We start from the raw sequence: 16,751 nt of genomic DNA on the forward strand, positions 1-16,751 counted from the left end.
GACCGCACGACCGGTCTCACCGACCGCACCGACGCACGACCGACAACGACGAGAGGGACGACCCATGACCGGTACGACGACGTACCCGGCCCCGCGACCCCGCGACCGCCGGACCACCGCGCCGCTCGCCCTGCTGGCGGCGCTCACGACGCTCGCGCTCCTGCTCGCCGCGGCGCTCCAGGCGCCGGCGGCGCGCGCCGCGGAGGCGTTCACGCCGACCGAGGTGGTCGGCGCCGGCACCACCTGGCGCTACCTGGACGACAACACCGACCCGGCCGCGGGGAACGCTGACCGGACCGTGTGGGCAGACCCGGCGTTCGACGACGCGGCGTGGAAGACCGGCCGACCGGGCTTCGGCGCGGTCAACGGGACCGCGAGCGGCATCGGCGGCGGCAACACCATCACGACGCTGCTGAGCTACTGGATCACCCAGACGCCCAAGGTCGTCGTGCCCGCGTACTTCTTCCGCACGACCGTGACCCTCGACGAGGCCACGCTCGACGAGATCACCGGCCTGCGCGGCACGCTCGTCTACGACGACTCCGCCACCGTCTACGTCAACGGCGAGCGTGTCGCGGGCTGGGGCGACTCGATGATCACCCGGAACCTCCAGTACCAGGACAAGGCCGGCGCGACCGCGCCGCTGCGCGAGACTCTCGTCATCCCGGCCGACGTGCTCGTCGCGGGCAAGAACACGATCGCGGTCGAGATCCACCAGTGCAACGAGACGAGCTCGGACGTCTTCTTCTCCCTCGCGCTCTCCACCACCGACGACCCGTCGATGCCGTTCCCGCAGGACGTCCTCGACCGGACCTACGCGTCCGACGCGACGCCGTCGGCCCCGACCGGGCAGGACTGGTTCACCTGGACTCTGCGCGGGTTCGCCGACCTGCGGGCGAACCACCCCGAGATCCTCTCGCCCAACGAGCCCGGCCAGCCCACGAGTGCCAACGACCTCGGCTCGCTCGCGCGCAACAACGCCTACGTCGCCGGGGACCCGCAGGTCCAGCGTGCACTGACCGACGGGCGCGGCTCGGCGTACGAGACCATGGCGGACGCGCTCGGCAGCGAGCTGGGGCCGATCTACCGCGACGCGCTCGCCGACGGCCGCCTCCCCAAGACGAAGGCCCTGCTGTCCGGGCGCGTCGAGAAGTCGGTCGGCAACCACGAGCCCGCGAAGGCCGCGTACGACTACAAGCGGCCGTTCGTCCGGCTCGGCTTCACGTCCGCCGGCGGTCACGTCAACGCCTTCGAGACGTCCGGCAGCTACGAGGGGCTGCGCAACAACGGCTCGTTCCCCAGCGGGCACACCAACCACGGCTACGCGCAGGGCACCGTGCTCGCCACCCTCCTGCCGGAGCTCGCTCCGCAGATCCTCGCGCGCGCGTCCGAGTACGGCGACAACCGCCTCGTGCTCGGCTTCCACTACCCGCTCGACGTCATGGGCGGCCGCATGGCCGGGCAGAACATCGCGCAGCTCCGGTGGTCCGACCCTGCGTTCCGCGTGCTCCTCGAGCAGGCCCGGACCGAGCTCGTCACCGTGCTCGAGCGGGCGTGCGGCGACGAGATCGCCGTGTGCGCGCAGGACCAGGTGCCCTACCTCCCCACCGACCAGGCGCTCGAGGTCTACGACCAGCGCCTGACGTACGGGTTCCCGCGCGTCGGTGAGGCGGGCCGGGAGATCCAGGTCCCCGCCGGCGCCGAGGACCTGCTGCGCACCGCGTTCCCCGACCTCAGCGTCGACCAGCGTCGCCTCGTCCTCGCGGCGACCGCGCTCGACTCGGGCTACGCCCTCGACGTCGCGGGCGAGGCCGAGTGGCAGCGCCTCGACCTCGCTGCCGCCATGGCGGCGGACGTCGTCGTGAACGCCGACGGCACGCTCACCGTGGACGGTGAGGTCGTCGGCGAGCCGACGGCGCCGCTCGTCGAGGTCGAGGCGTCCGCGCGCTGCCTCGCCGGGAACCCGTACGTCGCGGTCCGCGCCCGCAACGCGTCCGACGGCGCGCTCGACGTCGCGCTCGTCACCGGCGCGGGGGAGAAGACCTTCGCCGCCGTGGCCCCCGGCGCGAACGCGTATCAGTCCTTCGCTGTGCGGGCCCCGGGCGACGTGCCGGTGACCGTCACGGCGACAGGTCCGGGCGGCGCGACCGAGGAGGTCACGCGGGATGTCGTCGTCCCGACTTGTGCTTGAGATGGGTCGGTTGTGAGCGGCGCGGTCCGGTGCCGCCGGACGTTACCGGGCCGCGCTGGTTGGCCCGCAGGGTTCTGCAGTCGTGCCCGTCGTGGGGGCGTGCGAACTCGTGCCGACGGACGGGTTCGGGCGGGTGGGTGGTGACGATGGCGATCCGGCGTCGATCGCCGTGGTGCGTGCCGCGAACGATTGGTAGGCGGTAGCACCGGCCGTTCTCGGCGCGCACGGCAAGGAGGTCCTTGCCGGCCAGGCACCGGGTGCTGGTGGCGTCGTCGTCGTCGGTTTCGAGCCCCACGTCGGGCAGGACGACGGGTCCGCGGGTCCAGTTCATGGTGGTGGCCTGGCTGGTCGAGGCGGAGACGTACGTCGAACCCGTTGCTGCCGGGGCGCTGCCAGCACTGTGCGCTGGGGCGGACGTTGCCGGTGCCTTCGCCGTCCTCGGCGGCGCTGAACATGGAGACCTGGTAGCCCGCGGTGCGCAGGTCGACGCCGTCGAGCGTGCCGGCGACCCGCGTGAGGTCGGCGTCGTAGGTTCCTCCGGCGAAGCGTGAGCCGTCGTCGCGCCCGTCCGCGACGACGGCGTACGCGTTCGAGGACCTGTCGCTGAGGTAGATGTTCGCCCGCTGGTGCTCATCCCGTTGCCCCCCAGGGGTTGCGGAACTCGCCGGCGCGACTCCTCAGCTCGGTCGACACCGAAGCGGTCACGCCTGCAAGGTCATGTCAGCGATGTCAGCGACGTCGGCGGCATACAGCCAGCTGAGCGGCCGCGAGTCACCGGCCCCGGAGGCTTCGCGATCCGCCTGACGGTAGCCTCGCCACGACCAGCGATCGCGACGACGCCATCACGAAGCTCCTTGGGACGCGGTCTGGGCCAGGGAAGTTCCTTCCAGCCAGCAACCGCAGGCACTACAGGTCGGGTGACCTGCCCTACGGTCTGACCGGGTTCAACCGGTCGAAGCAACACCGGCTTGTTGGGCCAAGAGTAGGTGCTCGTCGAGGGCCTCGGCCGGGGTGCGCCAGCCGAGGGTCGGGTCTGTCTGATTAACGGTGGGTGGGTCTCGGCCTGACACGCCGAGCACAGGCTTGGCGGGAAGTAGGCAGGATGACCGAGATCATCGAGCCCGTGACGCTCGACGGGGACGAGAAGCAGGCGCTGGCGCAGCAGCTGGTGGCGCAGGCGAAGGCGGCGGGGATCGATCTGGTCGGCCGGACGGGCTGTTGACCGGCCTGACGAAGCAGGTCTTGGAGACCGCGCTGGACGAGGAGCTGACCGAGCATCTGGGCTACCCGCCCGGTGAGCGTGCCGCCAAGACCGGGTCGAACGAGCGCAACGGCACCCGGTCCAAGACGGTCCTGACGGAGATCGGTCCGGTGGAGCTCGACGTGCCTCGCGACCGTGACGGGTCGTTCGAGCCGACGATCGTTCGCAAGCGGCAGCGGCGCCTGAACGGTGTCGACGAGCTGGTGCTGTCCCTCACCGCACGGGGGCTCACGACCGGGGAGATCAGCGCGCACTTCGCCGAGGTCTACGGTGCCAGCGTTTCCAAGGACACCATCTCGCGGATCACTGACAAGGTCGTCGCCGAGATGGGCGAGTGGCAGACCCGGCCGCTGGACGAGGTCTATCCCGTGATCTTCATCGACGCCCTCGTGGTCAAGGTTCGCGACGGGCAGGTCACGAACAAGCCGTTCTACGTCGTCATCGGTGTCACGACCCGCGGGGAACGCGACATCCTCGGGATCTGGGCCGGCGACGGCGGGGAGGGCGCGAAGTTCTGGCTGAACGTGCTCACCGAGATCAAGAACCGCGGCGTGGGCGACGTGTGCATCGCGTTCTGCGACGGTCTCAAGGGCTTGCCGGACGCGATCACGACCGTGTGGGAGCTGGCGCAGGTGCAGACCTGCGTGATCCACCTGATCCGCAACACGTTCCGCTACGCCGCCCGACAGGACTGGGACAAGATGGCCCGCGACCTCAAGCCGATCTACACAGCCGTGAACGCCGAGCAGGCCGAGGTTCGGATGGATGAGTTCGCAGACGAGTGGGTCGGCAAGTATCCGGCCGCGGTCAAGCTGTGGCGGTCCGCATGGGGCGAGTTCATCCCGTTCTTGGACTACGACGTGGAGATCCGCAAGATCATCTGCACGACGAACGCGATCGAGTCGTTGAACGCCCGCTACCGGCGCGCGGTCCGCGCCCGTGGGCACTTCCCGAACGATGCCGCAGCGCTGAAGTGTCTCTACCTCGTGACCCGGTCCCTGGACCCGACCGGCCGCGGTCGGGCACGATGGGTCATCCGGTGGAAGGCCGCGCTGAACGCGTTCGCGATCACCTTCGAGGGGCGCATCAACCCCTCGAGCAACTAAGGAACACCGCGGCCCGCCCACCGTTCATCGGACACTCCCTCGCGAGGGGTGAAGCCGTCGGCACGGTTGTGCCGACTGCCGCTCCCGTTCAGTGCTTTGGTTGGCTGCGAGCTCGTCCCGTACTTCCACGCACGACGAAATCAACCGGTGGGAGGGAGAGAGCAGGACGTTCGCGTCCCTCGACTGCGGCGACGAGCGTCTCGGCCGCGGCGGCACCCCACGCGACCACGTCCTGACGGATCGTGGTCAGGGGCGGCACGATATAGGGAGCGAGGGGAATGTCGTCGAATCCCACGACCGAGAGGTCCTCGGGCACGCGAATGCCGCGGTCGGTCGCGGCTGAGATCCCAGCGATCGCCATGAGGTCGTTGCCGTAGATGATGGCGCTGGGTGGTCTGGGAAGGTCGAGCAGTTCGTGTGTCGCGCGGGTCCCGGATCCGCCGGTGAAGTCGGCTGTCGCGATCGCTCTGTCTCGGATCCCGAGTTCGTCTAGCGTGTTGGTCCACGCCTGCTTGCGTGCCTCCGTGTGAACGTATCCGGCCGCTCCCATGACGTGTCCGATACGGCGATGGCCGAGGGCGTACAGGTGGTGAACCGCACGACGCACGCCGGTCGTGTCGTCCATGCCAACCACGGCCGAGTCGGTGTCAGGTGACGCTGAGGTGGGGGCGACGACGACGCTGGACAGTCCGAGGCTCGCGACGAGTTGGTGACGGTCGTCCGCGACGCGGACATCAGTGAGGAACACGCCGTCTACGCGCGATTCCCGTGCGAACCGCTCATAGGCTGCGCGCTCTGTGGCAGGGTCTCCGACGACCTGCAAGACGAGAGCGTAGTCGTGCTGAGCAAGGCCAGTCTCGACCCCGGCGAGGAACTGCGGAAAGAAGGGATCCGTGCTGAGGAGCTCTGGTTCGCGTCGTATCACCAGACCGACCGCCTGGGTCTTGTTGCGCGACAGAGCACGAGCCCGAGCGCTCGGTTGCCATCCGAGGTCCTTCGCAGCTTGCAGGATTCGTTCCCTCGTCGCCACAGAGACTCCAGGGCGGTCGTTGAACACGAAGGACACCAGGCTCTTCGAAACACCCGCTCGATCAGCCACGTCGCCGATGGTCACCCGTCGGCGATGGCCCGGGGCGTCGGTAGCCCTGCTCGCCTCCCGCCTTGCCGGACCGGACGACGGCACGCCTTGCTTCGTTGCGCTCACTGCGCCAGCGTAGCGCAGAGTTTAGATGCAGTTTAGTTCGACTTCGCTGTTGCCTGGGCCTGTCGGGGTAGCGTTGCGCGCATGTTGGCGGGCCGGGGCTGAGGACGGCGCACTTGACCGCGGACACCTCAAACCGGTTTAATAATACTGTCGATGCCGTCCAGGGGGGCGGCGTCGACGGACTGACCGATGAGCCGCGGTGCAGGGGACCACGAGCAGGCTCTGGAACCGAGCGGGCGCGGGTGCCCGGATGAGGAGTTTGACGCGATGAGGCGTGGCGCAAGGATGACAGCGCTGGCAGCGACGGCCGCGGTGGTGCTGCCGCTCGCGGCGTGCGGGTCGGGCGACGACGGCGGATCTGGCGACAGTGGCGGAGACCTCGCGAGCGGGCCGATCGACATCTGGTACTCGACCAACGAGCAGGAGATCGCCTGGGGCGAGCAGGTGGTCGAGGCGTGGAACGTCGAGCACCCGGACGAGAAGGTGAGCGCTCAGGCGATCCCCGCGGGAAGCTCGTCCGAGGACGTCATCGCCGCCTCGATCACGGCGGGGAACACGCCGTGCCTCGTGTTCAACACCGCCCCCGCGGCCGTCCCGGCATTCCAGAAGCAGGGTGGCCTGGTGAACCTGTCGACGACGTTCGAGGACGCTGAGGACTACGTCACGGGTCGTTCGGGCGCCGCGGCGGACGGGTTCCGCAGCGCGGATGGGGACCTGTACCAGCTTCCCTGGAAGACGAACCCCTTCATGCTGTACTACAACAAGGACGTATTCGCGGCCGCCGGCCTGGACGCCGAGGACCCGCAGCTCGAGACGTACGACGACGTGCTCGCGGCGGCGCAGGCGATCAAGGACGCCGGGGCCGCAGACTTCGCGATCTATCCGCCGGCGACGGCGGACTACACGAACGTCAACTTCGACTTCTACCCGTTCTTCCTCGCCAACTCTGGCGGTACGCAGTTCATCGAGGACGGGAAGGCGACGTTCACGAGCGACGAGGGCCTCGAGACCTTGGAGTTCTGGCAGACGCTCTACGCCGATGGTTTCTCCTCCGCGGAGGCGTACAGCGGGGACATGTGGGCCGGCCCGTTCGCCGATGGCGTCGCCGCCATGGGTGTCGCCGGTCCCTGGGGCAAGGCGCAGTTCGACGGCAAGGTGAACTACGGCGTCGTCCCGCTGCCCACAGCAGCCGGTACCGCGGTCGATGAGACGTCCACGTTCGCGGACTCGAAGAACGTCGGCCTGTACTCGTCGTGCAAGAACCAGCAGACCGCGTGGGACTTCCTCAAGTTCGCGACGAACGACGAGAACGACCTCGCGCTCCTCGAGGGCACGGGCCAGTTCCCGACCCGCACCGACGTGCCTGAGCTCGCCGCAGACTTCCTGGCTGAGAACGCCTTCTTCGAGCCCTTCGCCGCAGCTGTGCCGCTCGCGGTAGACGTCCCCACGGTGGACGGGCTCGCCGAGAAGATGCAGGTCTTCCGTGACGCGTGGAGCGGGTCGGTGCAGTCGGGGTCCGGTGACCTCGAGACCACGTTCGGCGAGGCCGCGAGCACCATCGACGGCCTGGCGGGCTGACGAGAACGACGAGGCGAAGCACTCATGACCACCCTCCACGACGAGGACGTGCGGTCGTCCGCGCGGGCCACGGGCAACCGTGGCCCGCGCCCGGGCAGCACGCGTCCACGAGGACGGCGCCTGCAGCGCTGGCTGGGGGAGCACCCCCTCGGTCTCCTTCTCAGCACGCCGTACACGGCGTTCGTCGTCATCGTGTTCCTCGTGCCGTTCGGGTTCGGGGTGTGGATGTCGTTCCACGACTTCTTCTTCACCGCACCCGGAGTGCAGGTCCCGCACCCCTTCGTCGGGCTCGACAACTTCCAGCAGGTCCTTGCAGACCCCGCCGTGCGGCAGGCCTTCGGCAACCTACTCGTTTTCGGCCTGATCAACATCCCCCTCACGGTCGTGCTCGGGCTCCTGCTTTCGTCGGGCCTTGACGCCGTCGTGCACTGGAAGGGCTTCTTCCGGGTCTCGTACTACATCCCGTACGTGACCGCGTCGGTCGCGACGCTCGCGGTGTGGATCTTCATGTTCAACGGCGGCGGGGTCGTCAATCAGCTGCTCGGCAGCCTGGCACCCGACCCGACCTGGCTCGCGAATCAGGGACTGATCATGCCCCTGATCGCGGTCTATGTGACCTGGAAGAACCTGGGGTTCTACGTGCTCCTGTATCTCGCGGCACTTCAGAACGTGCCGAAGGAACTCCACGAGGCGGCCGAGATGGACGGTGCCGGGGCATGGCGGCGGTTCCGGGCGGTAACCCTGCCAGCGGTTCGTCCCGTGACGTCCCTGGTGGTACTGCTCTGCATCATCACCACCGGGCAGATCTTCACCGAGCCGTACCTCCTGACCGGCGGCGGGCCAAACGGGGCGTCGATGACCCCTGCGCTGCTCATGTACCAGAAGGGCATCCAGCAGGGGCAGCCGGACATCGCGGCGGCGATCGGGATGATCCTGGTGGTCGCAGTCATGGCGGTCTCGCTCGCATCCCGCCGGCTCACGGAGAGGAAGGGCTGATGGCTGGCACCACGTCTTCGCCTGACGCGCTGAACAAGGACCGTCGCGTGCGACACGGCGAACGGCCAGAGCTACGTCGAACCGGGCGAGTGCTGCCTGCGCTGCGCTTCACCGTGCTGGTCGTCGGCGCGCTCCTCGCCCTCGTCCCGTTCTACTACATGATCATCGGGGCGTTGCAGAAGGAACGGGACACGAGCGTCCTGGGCCTGCTCCCGCTGCCACGCAATCTCACGCTCGACAACTTCGCAGGCGTCAACGAGTCCATCGACCTCCTTCGGTCGTTGCTCAACTCGCTGATCATGACCGCGGGCGTCGTGGGCTGCACGCTCGTGTTCGGCCTGCTCGTCGGATACGCCCTGTCGGTGCTGTCCTTCCGCGGCCAGGGCCTCGTATTCGCGCTCGTCCTCCTCGTGCAGGCGATCCCGTTCCAGCTGCTCATGATCCCGCTGTACGTCATGGTCGTGCGCTATTTCAACCTGGCGGACAACTACCTCGGCATGATCCTGCCGTTCGCGGTGAACTCCGTCGCCGTCCTCATCTTCCGCCAGTACTTCCTCCAGATCCCGCGCGACGTGTTCGACGCCGCACGGATCGACGGGGCGAGCGAGCTGCGGATCCTGCGGTCGATCGCCGTACCCCTGGTCCGCCCGGCGGTCCTCACCGCGATGCTCGTGACGTTCATCGGCCCGTGGAACGAGTTCCTGTGGCCGTTCCTCGTGACGAAGGACGCCACGATGCAGCCGCTCGCGGTAAGCCTCGCCAACTTCTCGCAGGCAAACTCCACGTTCCAGGCGAATCCGATGGGCGCCGTCCTGGCGGGCGCGTGCGTCCTCGCCGTGCCGGCCGTCGTCCTGTTCCTGCTGTTCCAGCGGCACTTCACGTCCGCGAACCTCGGCTCGGCCATCAAGGGCTGAGCCTTCCCCGTGCGGCGCCGGGCGACCTGTGCCGCCGCCACGTCGACCTCTCAAGGCTAGGTAATGACCCAGGTGAACCACTCCGAACCTGTGACGACCGTCCCCTACACGCTCCGGCGGCTCGGCACGATCATGTCGCCCCTGCCCGGCGAGCCCCTCGAGGCCGAGGGCGTGCTCAACCCCGGCACCGCCTGGGGACCCGACGGTGAGCTCTACCTCTACCCGCGGCTCGTCGCCGCGGGGAACGTCTCCCGCGTCGGACGCGCCCGCGTCGTCGTGGAGGACGGAGTCCCCGTGGGGGTCGAGCGCCTCGGCGTGGTCCTGTCCCCGGACGAGGGGTGGGAGCACGGTCGGCAGAACGCCGGCGTCGAGGACCCGCGCATCACCCTGGTCGAGCCGCTCGGCCTGCACGTCATGACGTACATCGCCTACGGTCCGCTCGGACCCAGACCGGCCCTTGCTGTCTCGCAGGACACGGTGACGTGGCGCCGTCTGGGGCCGCTGCGGTTCGCCTACCAGCCCGAGCTGGACACCGACCTCAACCTCTTCCCCAACAAGGACATCGTCTTCTTCCCCGAGGCCGTGCCCGGACCCGATGGCCGCCCCGCCCTCGGGCTGCTGCACCGGCCCATGTGGGACCTGGACTGGCTCCGCCCGGGCGAGGGTGCGCGCACCCCGGCGGGGGTCGACGACGCCCGGCCGTCGATCTGGATCGGGTACGTCGACCTCGACGCCGTGACCCGTGACCTCGCGGCGCTCACGTACGTCGAGCACTCGTCGATGCTCGCGGCACCGGAGATGGCGTACGAGGCGTCGAAGATCGGCGGCGGGCCGGCTCCGGTCCGCGTCCCCGAGGGCTGGCTCGTGCTCCATCACGGGGTCACAGGTGCGGACTTCTCGGGATTCGCGCTCGCGCACGGTGCCCGGTACACGGCCGGTGCCATGGTGCTCGACGCGTCCGACCCCCGGCGTGTCCTGGCGCGCACGCCCGAGCCGTTGCTCGTCCCGGAGACGCAGGACGAGCTCCAGGGCACGCTCGGCAACGTCGTGTTCCCGACCGCGGTCGAGGAGATCGACGGCCGCACCTTCGTGTTCTACGGCATGGCCGACTCCCGGATCGGCGTCGCCGAGCTCGAGCGTCACGATGGCTGAGACCATCCGTCCGACGATGCCCACGAGCCTCGCCCGCGACGTGCTGCACCGTGTGGTCAAGGCGTACGACGTCCGTGGCGTCGTCCCCGACGAGCTCGGGCCCGAGGTGACGCGGGCGCTGGGGGCGGCGTTCGTCGAGGTCGTCGTCCGTCCCGACGCCGTGGCCCGAGGCGTCCTCCCGCGCGTCGTGGTCGCGCGCGACATGCGCGACAGCGGCCCCTCCCTCGTGGCCGCCTTCGTGGACGGCGCGCGGACCGCGGGGGCGCAGGTTCTCGACGCCGGGCTGTGCTCGACCGACGAGCTCTACTTCGCCGCGGGCGACCTCGAGGCCGCCGGCGCCATGTTCACCGCGAGCCACAACCCGGCCCGGTACAACGGGATCAAGCTGTGCCTGCCCGGCGCGCGCCCGGTGGGGCAGGACGCCGGTCTGGGCGCGACCGCGGAGCGCGCTGCCGAGCTCCTCGCGGGCGCCCCTCTCGGCGAAGCGGCCCTCGGCGAAGCGGCGCTCGGCGGCGTCCAGGAGGTCGACGTGCTGCGCCCGTACGCCGAGCGGTTGCGGACGCTCGTGGACCTGTCGGGCGACCGTCGCCTGCGCGTGGTCGTCGACGCGGGCAACGGCATGGCCGGCCTCACGGTCCCGGCCGTGCTGGGGATGGCGGCGGGGCTCCCCGCGCTCCCGCTGGGCATCGTCCCGCTGTTCTTCGAGCTCGACGGGTCCTTCCCGCACCACGAGGCGAACCCCCTCGTCCCGGCCAACACGGCGACGCTCCAGGCCGAGGTCGTGCGTCGGCGCGCCGACCTGGGGCTCGCCTTCGACGGCGACGCCGACCGGTGCTTCGTCGTGGACGAGCGAGGGCGCCGCGTCGACCCCTCGGCGCTGACAGCGCTCGTCGGGTTGCGCGAGGCGCGCCGGGTGCAGGAGCAGGGCGGTGAGCCGGTGGTGCTGCACAACGTGATCACGTCGCGTGCGGTGCCGGAGATCCTTGCCGCTCACGGCGTGCGGACCGTGCGCACACGGGTGGGCCACTCGTTCGTTAAGGGGGTCATGGCTCAGGAGGGCGCGGTGTTCGGTGGCGAGCACAGCGGTCACTTCTACTTCCGCGACTTCTTCGGCGCAGACTCCGGCCTGCTCACCGCGATGCACGTCCTGTCTGCGCTCGCCGAGCAGGACCGGCCCTTGTCCGAGCTCGTGGGAGACCTGGACCCGTACGTGCGGTCGGGCGAGGTCGACGTCGTCACCGGCGACCCGGCTCGAGCGCAGGAGACCGTGCTCGATGCGCTCGGGGCGCAGTTCGGCGCCGCGACGCTGGAGGTCGACCGGCTCGACGGCGTCACCGTCTCGCGGTGGTCCGGGCCCGACCCGTGGTGGCTCAACGTCCGCGCGTCGAACACCGAACCGTTGCTGCGCGTCAACGTCGAGGCGGCGGACGCGGAGACCATGCGGTTCGTCCGGGACCTGGTGCTCCGCGCGCTGGACCCCGCGGGCCCGGCCGAGCAGGGCGTCGGCTCGCCGCGTGACAGCGCTGCCATCACGAGTTCCACCGAACGGACGGGCTGACCGTGTACCGCCTGGAAGGCGCGGTGCGCCGGTACCCCTGGGGGTCGACGACGCTCGTGCAGCAGCTCCTCGACCAGCCCGTCGACGGCCGGCCGATCGCCGAGGTGTGGATGGGGGCTCACCCCGACGACCCGTCCGTCGCCGGCGGGGGAGGCCGGTGGACGCCGCTTGACGAGCTCGTCGCAGCCCGCCCCGAGGCGATGCTCGGGCCGCGGGCCCTGACACGCACCGGGCCGCGGTTGCCGTACCTCGCCAAGATCCTCGCCGCATCACGTGCCCTGTCGATCCAGGTTCACCCCACCGCCGTTCAGGCGGAGGCGGGCTTCGCGGCGGAGGAGGAGCGGGGCGTGTCGCTCGACGACCCGGCACGCACCTACCGCGACCGCTCGGACAAGCCGGAGCTCGTGTACGCCCTCACGCCCTTCGAGCTACTCAGCGGCCTGCGGGAGCCGGAGCAGTCCGCGAAACTCGTGGCCGAGCTCGCGGTGCCTGCGCTGGACCCCCTGATCGGGCTCCTGCGTGGCGGGGGGCCCGATGCGCAGCGCGGCGCCCTCACGTGGCTGCTCCGTCAGCGCGACACCGTGGCGGCCTGGGTGGGGGAGGCCGCCCGGAGCGCCCGTGACGCCATCGGCGCGCGACCCGAGCTGGCGATCGTGCACAGGCTGGCGCAGCAGTTCCCGGGCGACCCCGGACTCCTCGCCCCTCTCCTGCTCAACCACGAGCGCCTGGAGCCCGGGCAGGCGCTGTACACGGCGCCGGGGACGCTGCACGCGTATCTCAGCGGGATGGCGATCGAGGTCATGGCCTCCTCGGACAACGTGCTGCGTGCCGGGCTCACCACCAAGCACGTCGACGTCGACGAGGTCCTCGCGATCACCGACTTCACCCCGCGCCTGACAGGGTTCCTGCGCCCGGTGCGCCTCACGCCCGGAGTCGTGGACTTCACGGCACCCGTCGATGGACTCGGGCTGAGCGTCGTCACACCACGCGCGGGCGAGGACCTGCCCGGCCCCGTCGACGGCCCGCGGGTCGTGGTGTGCGTCGAGGGCGAGGTCGAGGTCGCAGCGGGCGACGTCCAGCGGCTGCTGCCCGGCCAGGCCGTCTTCGTCCCCCACGTCGACGGTGCGATGACCGTGTCCGGCAACGGGACGGCGGTGGTCGCACACGCGTGAGCCGTCCCGTGCGCGGTCCGACGGCGCACGAGCCCCCGGCGGGAGGTCCCGTCGGGCGAAGGACCCGGGGACGGGGGGCCCGGGAAGAGCCTTGACACAACGAAGTGAGGAGAGATCGTGAGAAGACGACCCTTGGCCGGACGAGCGGCAGCCGGGGTGGTTGCCGCACTCGTGGCCGGCCCGTTCACTGTGGCAGCGACGACGCTGCCCGCTGCGGCGGACGAGCCGGTACCCGCAGACGTGACGTCCGAATACCTTGCCGACGCCTCCGCGGCGCAGCAGCGATGGCTGTCCGTCCCCGACTCTCGTATCGTGCTCAACCCCTTCGAGTTCGGGCGGTCCGGAAGCGAGCTCGAGCAGACGGCAGGCACCTCCTTGCCCCTGCACGTCGGGTACTACGTCGACGACAAGGCGCCCCACGCGAAGAACCTCTTGCAGACCTATGCGACGGCGGGCGAGCGCCCGCAGGGGAGCGCGTTCCGGAGCGCGCTGTCCGAGTCGTTCGACGACACGGCGGGCTGGACGACCAAGGACGTCGCCGCGTCGGCAGCGGCGGGGACAACCGCGCTGCGGCTCGTGGACGGCAGGCAGTGGGGGCACATCGAGCGGCGGATCACGGTGCAGGACGTGGCGGACACGCGCTTCCTCACGGTCGACGTGGCGTCGTTGAGCCCCGGCACGACGTGGAACGTCAAGATCAACGAGACCGGTTCCGGCGACGACCTGCCGAGCCTGCAGGCCGACTCCTCGGCGACCGGGTCCGTGACGTTCGACCTCGCGCAGGCCTACGGGTGGCAGCCCGGTCCCAAGACGCTGACGGTGAAGCTCTTCGCGGTGAACAAGACCGGCGTCAACGGTGGAACGGCCACGTTCCGTTCACTGTCGCTCGACAACGGTGCGGACCTGCCGTGGGAAGGCTCTGTGTCCGGGACCGTCGACGACCTCTCCGACGCGTCCGTGTGGTCGACGGCGACGCACGCCGGTCACGGGGCGGCGTTCGTCTCGGACGGGACGCAGGGGACGGTCCGTCTGGGCGACACCGACTACGGTGCGGTCGAGCGCCGGGTGACGGTGGACCTCGACACGACGCCGTTGCTGAGCGTGCGCGCAGCGGAGACGAGCGGGAAGTGGGCGCTGAAGGTGTCGAGCGGGTCTGGTGACGACATCACCGTGCAGCCCGACACGACGAGCACGGGGGTCCTGACGTACGACCTGGCCGGCATGACCGGTTGGTCGGGGGAGCGCACCTTCACGGTCAAGATCTTCCACGTCGGCAAGAACGGGTACTCGACGTTCGACGACCTGGCGTTCCACGACGGTGACGTATGGCTGCGTCCGGCGGAGCAGATCAGCAACGAGTGGATGCCGCAGGCACTGGAGTCCCGCGGCACCTACAGCAGCGGGACGATCGAGACGACCGACGTCTTCCACGACGCGGACTCGTTCTCCCGCACGGTCGAGGCGACCACGGACGGCACCGCGATCGCGGGTGCGTACGAGGGCGTGGCGAGCTGGAGCCCGGACGAGCGCCTGCTCACAGTGGTGGGTGCCGGCCACACCTACTCGTTCGCCCTGCCGGAGGGCGCAGACGTCCGCTTCGGTGCCTCGATCGCTGAGCTGGGAACGAGCGCCGGGTCGGCACAACCGCTCGGCGGTAACGGCGCATGGGTCGCTGAACTGCCTGAAGGCTCCGCGCCCGCATCGGTGGGTGTCGGATTCGCCGTGAAGTCTGCCAAGGTGACGCAGGACGCGGTGGCGGCCTCGCGGCAACGGGCGCTGGCGGCGGCGGCCGACCCCGCCGCGGACCTGCGGTCCTGGCGAGGGTTCTGGGACGAGTACCTGGCCAAGGTGCCGGTCGTGCAGGACTTCTCGGTGCAGCGTGTCGCCGACGGCGGCGTGACGGCGGAGGAGATGCGCCACTTCTGGTTCAAGGCGTGGGTGAACCTCGAGATGAACGTGCTGCCGGCGACCCCGGAGACCGGGAACATGCACGCCCAGCTGGGTACGGGCAAGCCGTCGCTGTGGATGAACGGCACGCCGGGGACGAAGAACGTGGCGAGCTGGGACTCTCTGCTGGGCATGCAGCAACTTGTCTACACCGACCCGGAGAACGCGTGGGCCTCGTTCGAGGGCATGATGGCGCTCGTCGAGGACGGCCCGGGCGCGACGGAGCCGAGCGACGTGGCCTACGGCACGCGCGGTGAGCTGGGCGGGGAGTCGCTGCCCTCTCGCAAGGCGCAGACGGCGTGGATCCTGTACTCCGTCACGGGCGACCGGGAGCGGCTCGAGGGGACCTACGACAAGCTCGCGCTACACCTGAACTGGGAGCGCTACAACATGCGCTGGGTCCTCGGCGCGAACAACCACTTCGACGAGCGCGACAGCGAGTTCGTCACCTCCCTCGCCTACGACCTGGAGTTCGCGATCAAGATCGCCCACGAGCTCGGCAAGACCCAGGACGCCGCGCTCTACCAGTCGGTTATCACCGACATCAGCGCCAAGTACTCCGAGTGGTTCTTCCCCACGGGCGCCGACCAGGACGGCAAGGTCTGGGACACCGTCCAGAAGGTCTACCTCGACGCCACCCGCACCACCGTGCCCTTCGGCGACGACACCGAGGGGAAGCCCTACCGCAACGAGAACGGGCAGTGGGTGCGCCCCGGCTGGTCGTTCTACACCTCGACCGCGTTCGTCATGGACGAGCTCACCGAGGAGTCCATGGTCAAGACCATGGACCGGTTCCTCGACGACTACGACGAGAACGCCCAGCTCGCCGGCCTCGGCGACTTCGCCGTGAAGGCCCCGGACCTGCAGCTCATCGCCTACGGTCTGCTGGACATGGACCCGATCGAGGGGTCCTCGCAGGCGCAGCTGCGTGACCGCGCCGCGGTGCTCGTCAACGCGATCACCCGCGACATGGTGCGCAGCGGCTGGTTCGCCGAGGTGTACTTCGCCAAGGGCGAGCCCGGCGGCCCGGTGGGGGCACGCGGCGTGCGCCCCTCCCTGTTCGGCATCTCGAACTACATCGACTTCGTGCTGATGGCGAACGGGGTGCGCACCGACGAGGGCGACCCGACGTTCGTGCGCCTCGCGGGCTCGACCGGCGGTGTGAGCGGGCTGACCTACCGGGGCGAGCGGCTGGACGTGGACCTCGACGGCGACCAGGTGCTGTTCACCGGGCCGGCGGCGCAGGGCGGCTGCGCCGCGATCGACGTCGCCGAGGGGCAGACCGTCACCTGGGCCGAGGACTGCGGCGCGACCGTGCCCACGGTCGAGCTCGACGTGCAGGTCCAGACCCGGTGCCTGGCCGGAAAGGCCTATGTCGCGGTGCGCGCGACGAACGTCGGCGACCAGACCGCGGAAGTGCGGCTCGTGACACCGTTCGGTGAGCGTGCCGTCGCGGGCGTCGCCCCGGGTGCCAGCGCCTACCAGTCGTTCCCCGTGCGTGCGACGAGCACGTCAGCGGGCACGGCGACCGCCGTCGGGGCCGTGCCCGGCGGAGCGTCCCGCTCGTGGGACGTCGGCTACGCCGCTACCACCTGCGGCTGACGGTCGCGTCGGCCCGGGGGAGCGACGAGCTCCTCCGGGCCGGCGCCCGTGCGTCGCGCACCTCGGCGGC

The 16,751-nt window shown here is 70.1% G+C and carries 11 protein-coding genes and 1 pseudogene; 10 read left to right on the forward strand and 2 right to left on the reverse strand.

The window, feature by feature from the left end; genetic code table 11:
- Nucleotides 1–64: 64 nt before the first annotated feature.
- Nucleotides 65–2,191 (forward strand): acid phosphatase, encoded by a 2,127-nt coding sequence (locus E1O70_RS00565; RefSeq protein WP_061268099.1) that lies wholly within the window; start codon nt 65–67, stop codon nt 2,189–2,191.
- Here E1O70_RS00565 and E1O70_RS00570 read toward each other — a convergent pair.
- Complete coding sequence (locus tag E1O70_RS00570; protein WP_128957684.1) at nt 2,157–2,522, reverse strand: hypothetical protein; 366 nt, start codon at nt 2,520–2,522, stop codon at nt 2,157–2,159. The genes E1O70_RS00565 and E1O70_RS00570 overlap by 35 nt on opposite strands.
- Here E1O70_RS00570 and E1O70_RS00575 point away from each other — a divergent pair.
- Both E1O70_RS00575 and E1O70_RS00580 read left to right on the forward strand, forming a co-directional pair.
- Nucleotides 2,521–2,742: a hypothetical protein gene (locus E1O70_RS00575; protein WP_128957685.1), complete on the forward strand. Its 222-nt coding sequence runs from the start codon at nt 2,521–2,523 to the stop codon at nt 2,740–2,742. The genes E1O70_RS00570 and E1O70_RS00575 overlap by 2 nt on opposite strands.
- Nucleotides 2,743–3,293: 551 nt before the next feature.
- Nucleotides 3,294–4,558: pseudogene (locus tag E1O70_RS00580) on the forward strand (IS256 family transposase).
- 88 nt (nt 4,559–4,646) lie between these two features.
- On the opposite strand, the gene E1O70_RS00585 reads toward E1O70_RS00580, so the two are convergent.
- Nucleotides 4,647–5,762, reverse strand: coding sequence for a LacI family DNA-binding transcriptional regulator (locus E1O70_RS00585; protein WP_205688580.1), 1,116 nt, complete (start codon nt 5,760–5,762; stop codon nt 4,647–4,649).
- A 285-nt stretch (nt 5,763–6,047) separates the two neighbouring features.
- Here E1O70_RS00585 and E1O70_RS00590 point away from each other — a divergent pair, with 285 nt between their 5' ends.
- From E1O70_RS00590 to E1O70_RS00620, 7 genes are all read left to right on the forward strand, one after another.
- On the forward strand, nt 6,048–7,340 hold the full coding sequence (locus E1O70_RS00590; RefSeq protein ID WP_082774545.1) for an ABC transporter substrate-binding protein: 1,293 nt from the start codon (nt 6,048–6,050) through the stop codon (nt 7,338–7,340).
- A 24-nt stretch (nt 7,341–7,364) separates the two neighbouring features.
- Complete coding sequence (locus E1O70_RS00595; RefSeq protein WP_061268103.1) at nt 7,365–8,336, forward strand: carbohydrate ABC transporter permease; 972 nt, start codon at nt 7,365–7,367, stop codon at nt 8,334–8,336.
- An 89-nt stretch (nt 8,337–8,425) separates the two neighbouring features.
- Nucleotides 8,426–9,250 (forward strand): carbohydrate ABC transporter permease, encoded by an 825-nt coding sequence (locus tag E1O70_RS00600; RefSeq protein ID WP_306303315.1) that lies wholly within the window; start codon nt 8,426–8,428, stop codon nt 9,248–9,250.
- Between the two features lie 63 nt (nt 9,251–9,313).
- Entirely contained in the window at nt 9,314–10,402 is a 1,089-nt protein-coding gene (locus tag E1O70_RS00605) for a glycoside hydrolase family 130 protein (RefSeq protein WP_061268105.1), read from the forward strand.
- Entirely contained in the window at nt 10,395–11,960 is a 1,566-nt protein-coding gene (locus E1O70_RS00610; RefSeq protein ID WP_240696552.1) for a phosphohexomutase domain-containing protein, read from the forward strand. The genes E1O70_RS00605 and E1O70_RS00610 overlap by 8 nt, the downstream gene beginning before the upstream one ends.
- Nucleotides 11,961–11,962: 2 nt before the next feature.
- Nucleotides 11,963–13,132 carry a mannose-6-phosphate isomerase, class I gene (manA, locus tag E1O70_RS00615; RefSeq protein WP_061268106.1) on the forward strand — a complete coding sequence of 390 codons (1,170 nt, stop codon included), beginning with the start codon at nt 11,963–11,965 and terminating at the stop codon, nt 13,130–13,132.
- A gap of 312 nt (nt 13,133–13,444) precedes the next feature.
- Complete coding sequence (locus E1O70_RS00620; RefSeq protein WP_128957686.1) at nt 13,445–16,681, forward strand: hypothetical protein; 3,237 nt, start codon at nt 13,445–13,447, stop codon at nt 16,679–16,681.
- Nucleotides 16,682–16,751: the final 70 nt, after the last annotated feature.

Origin of the sequence: Cellulosimicrobium funkei (assembly GCF_004519295.1) — a bacterium.
Lineage (GTDB): Bacteria > Actinomycetota > Actinomycetes > Actinomycetales > Cellulomonadaceae > Cellulosimicrobium > Cellulosimicrobium funkei.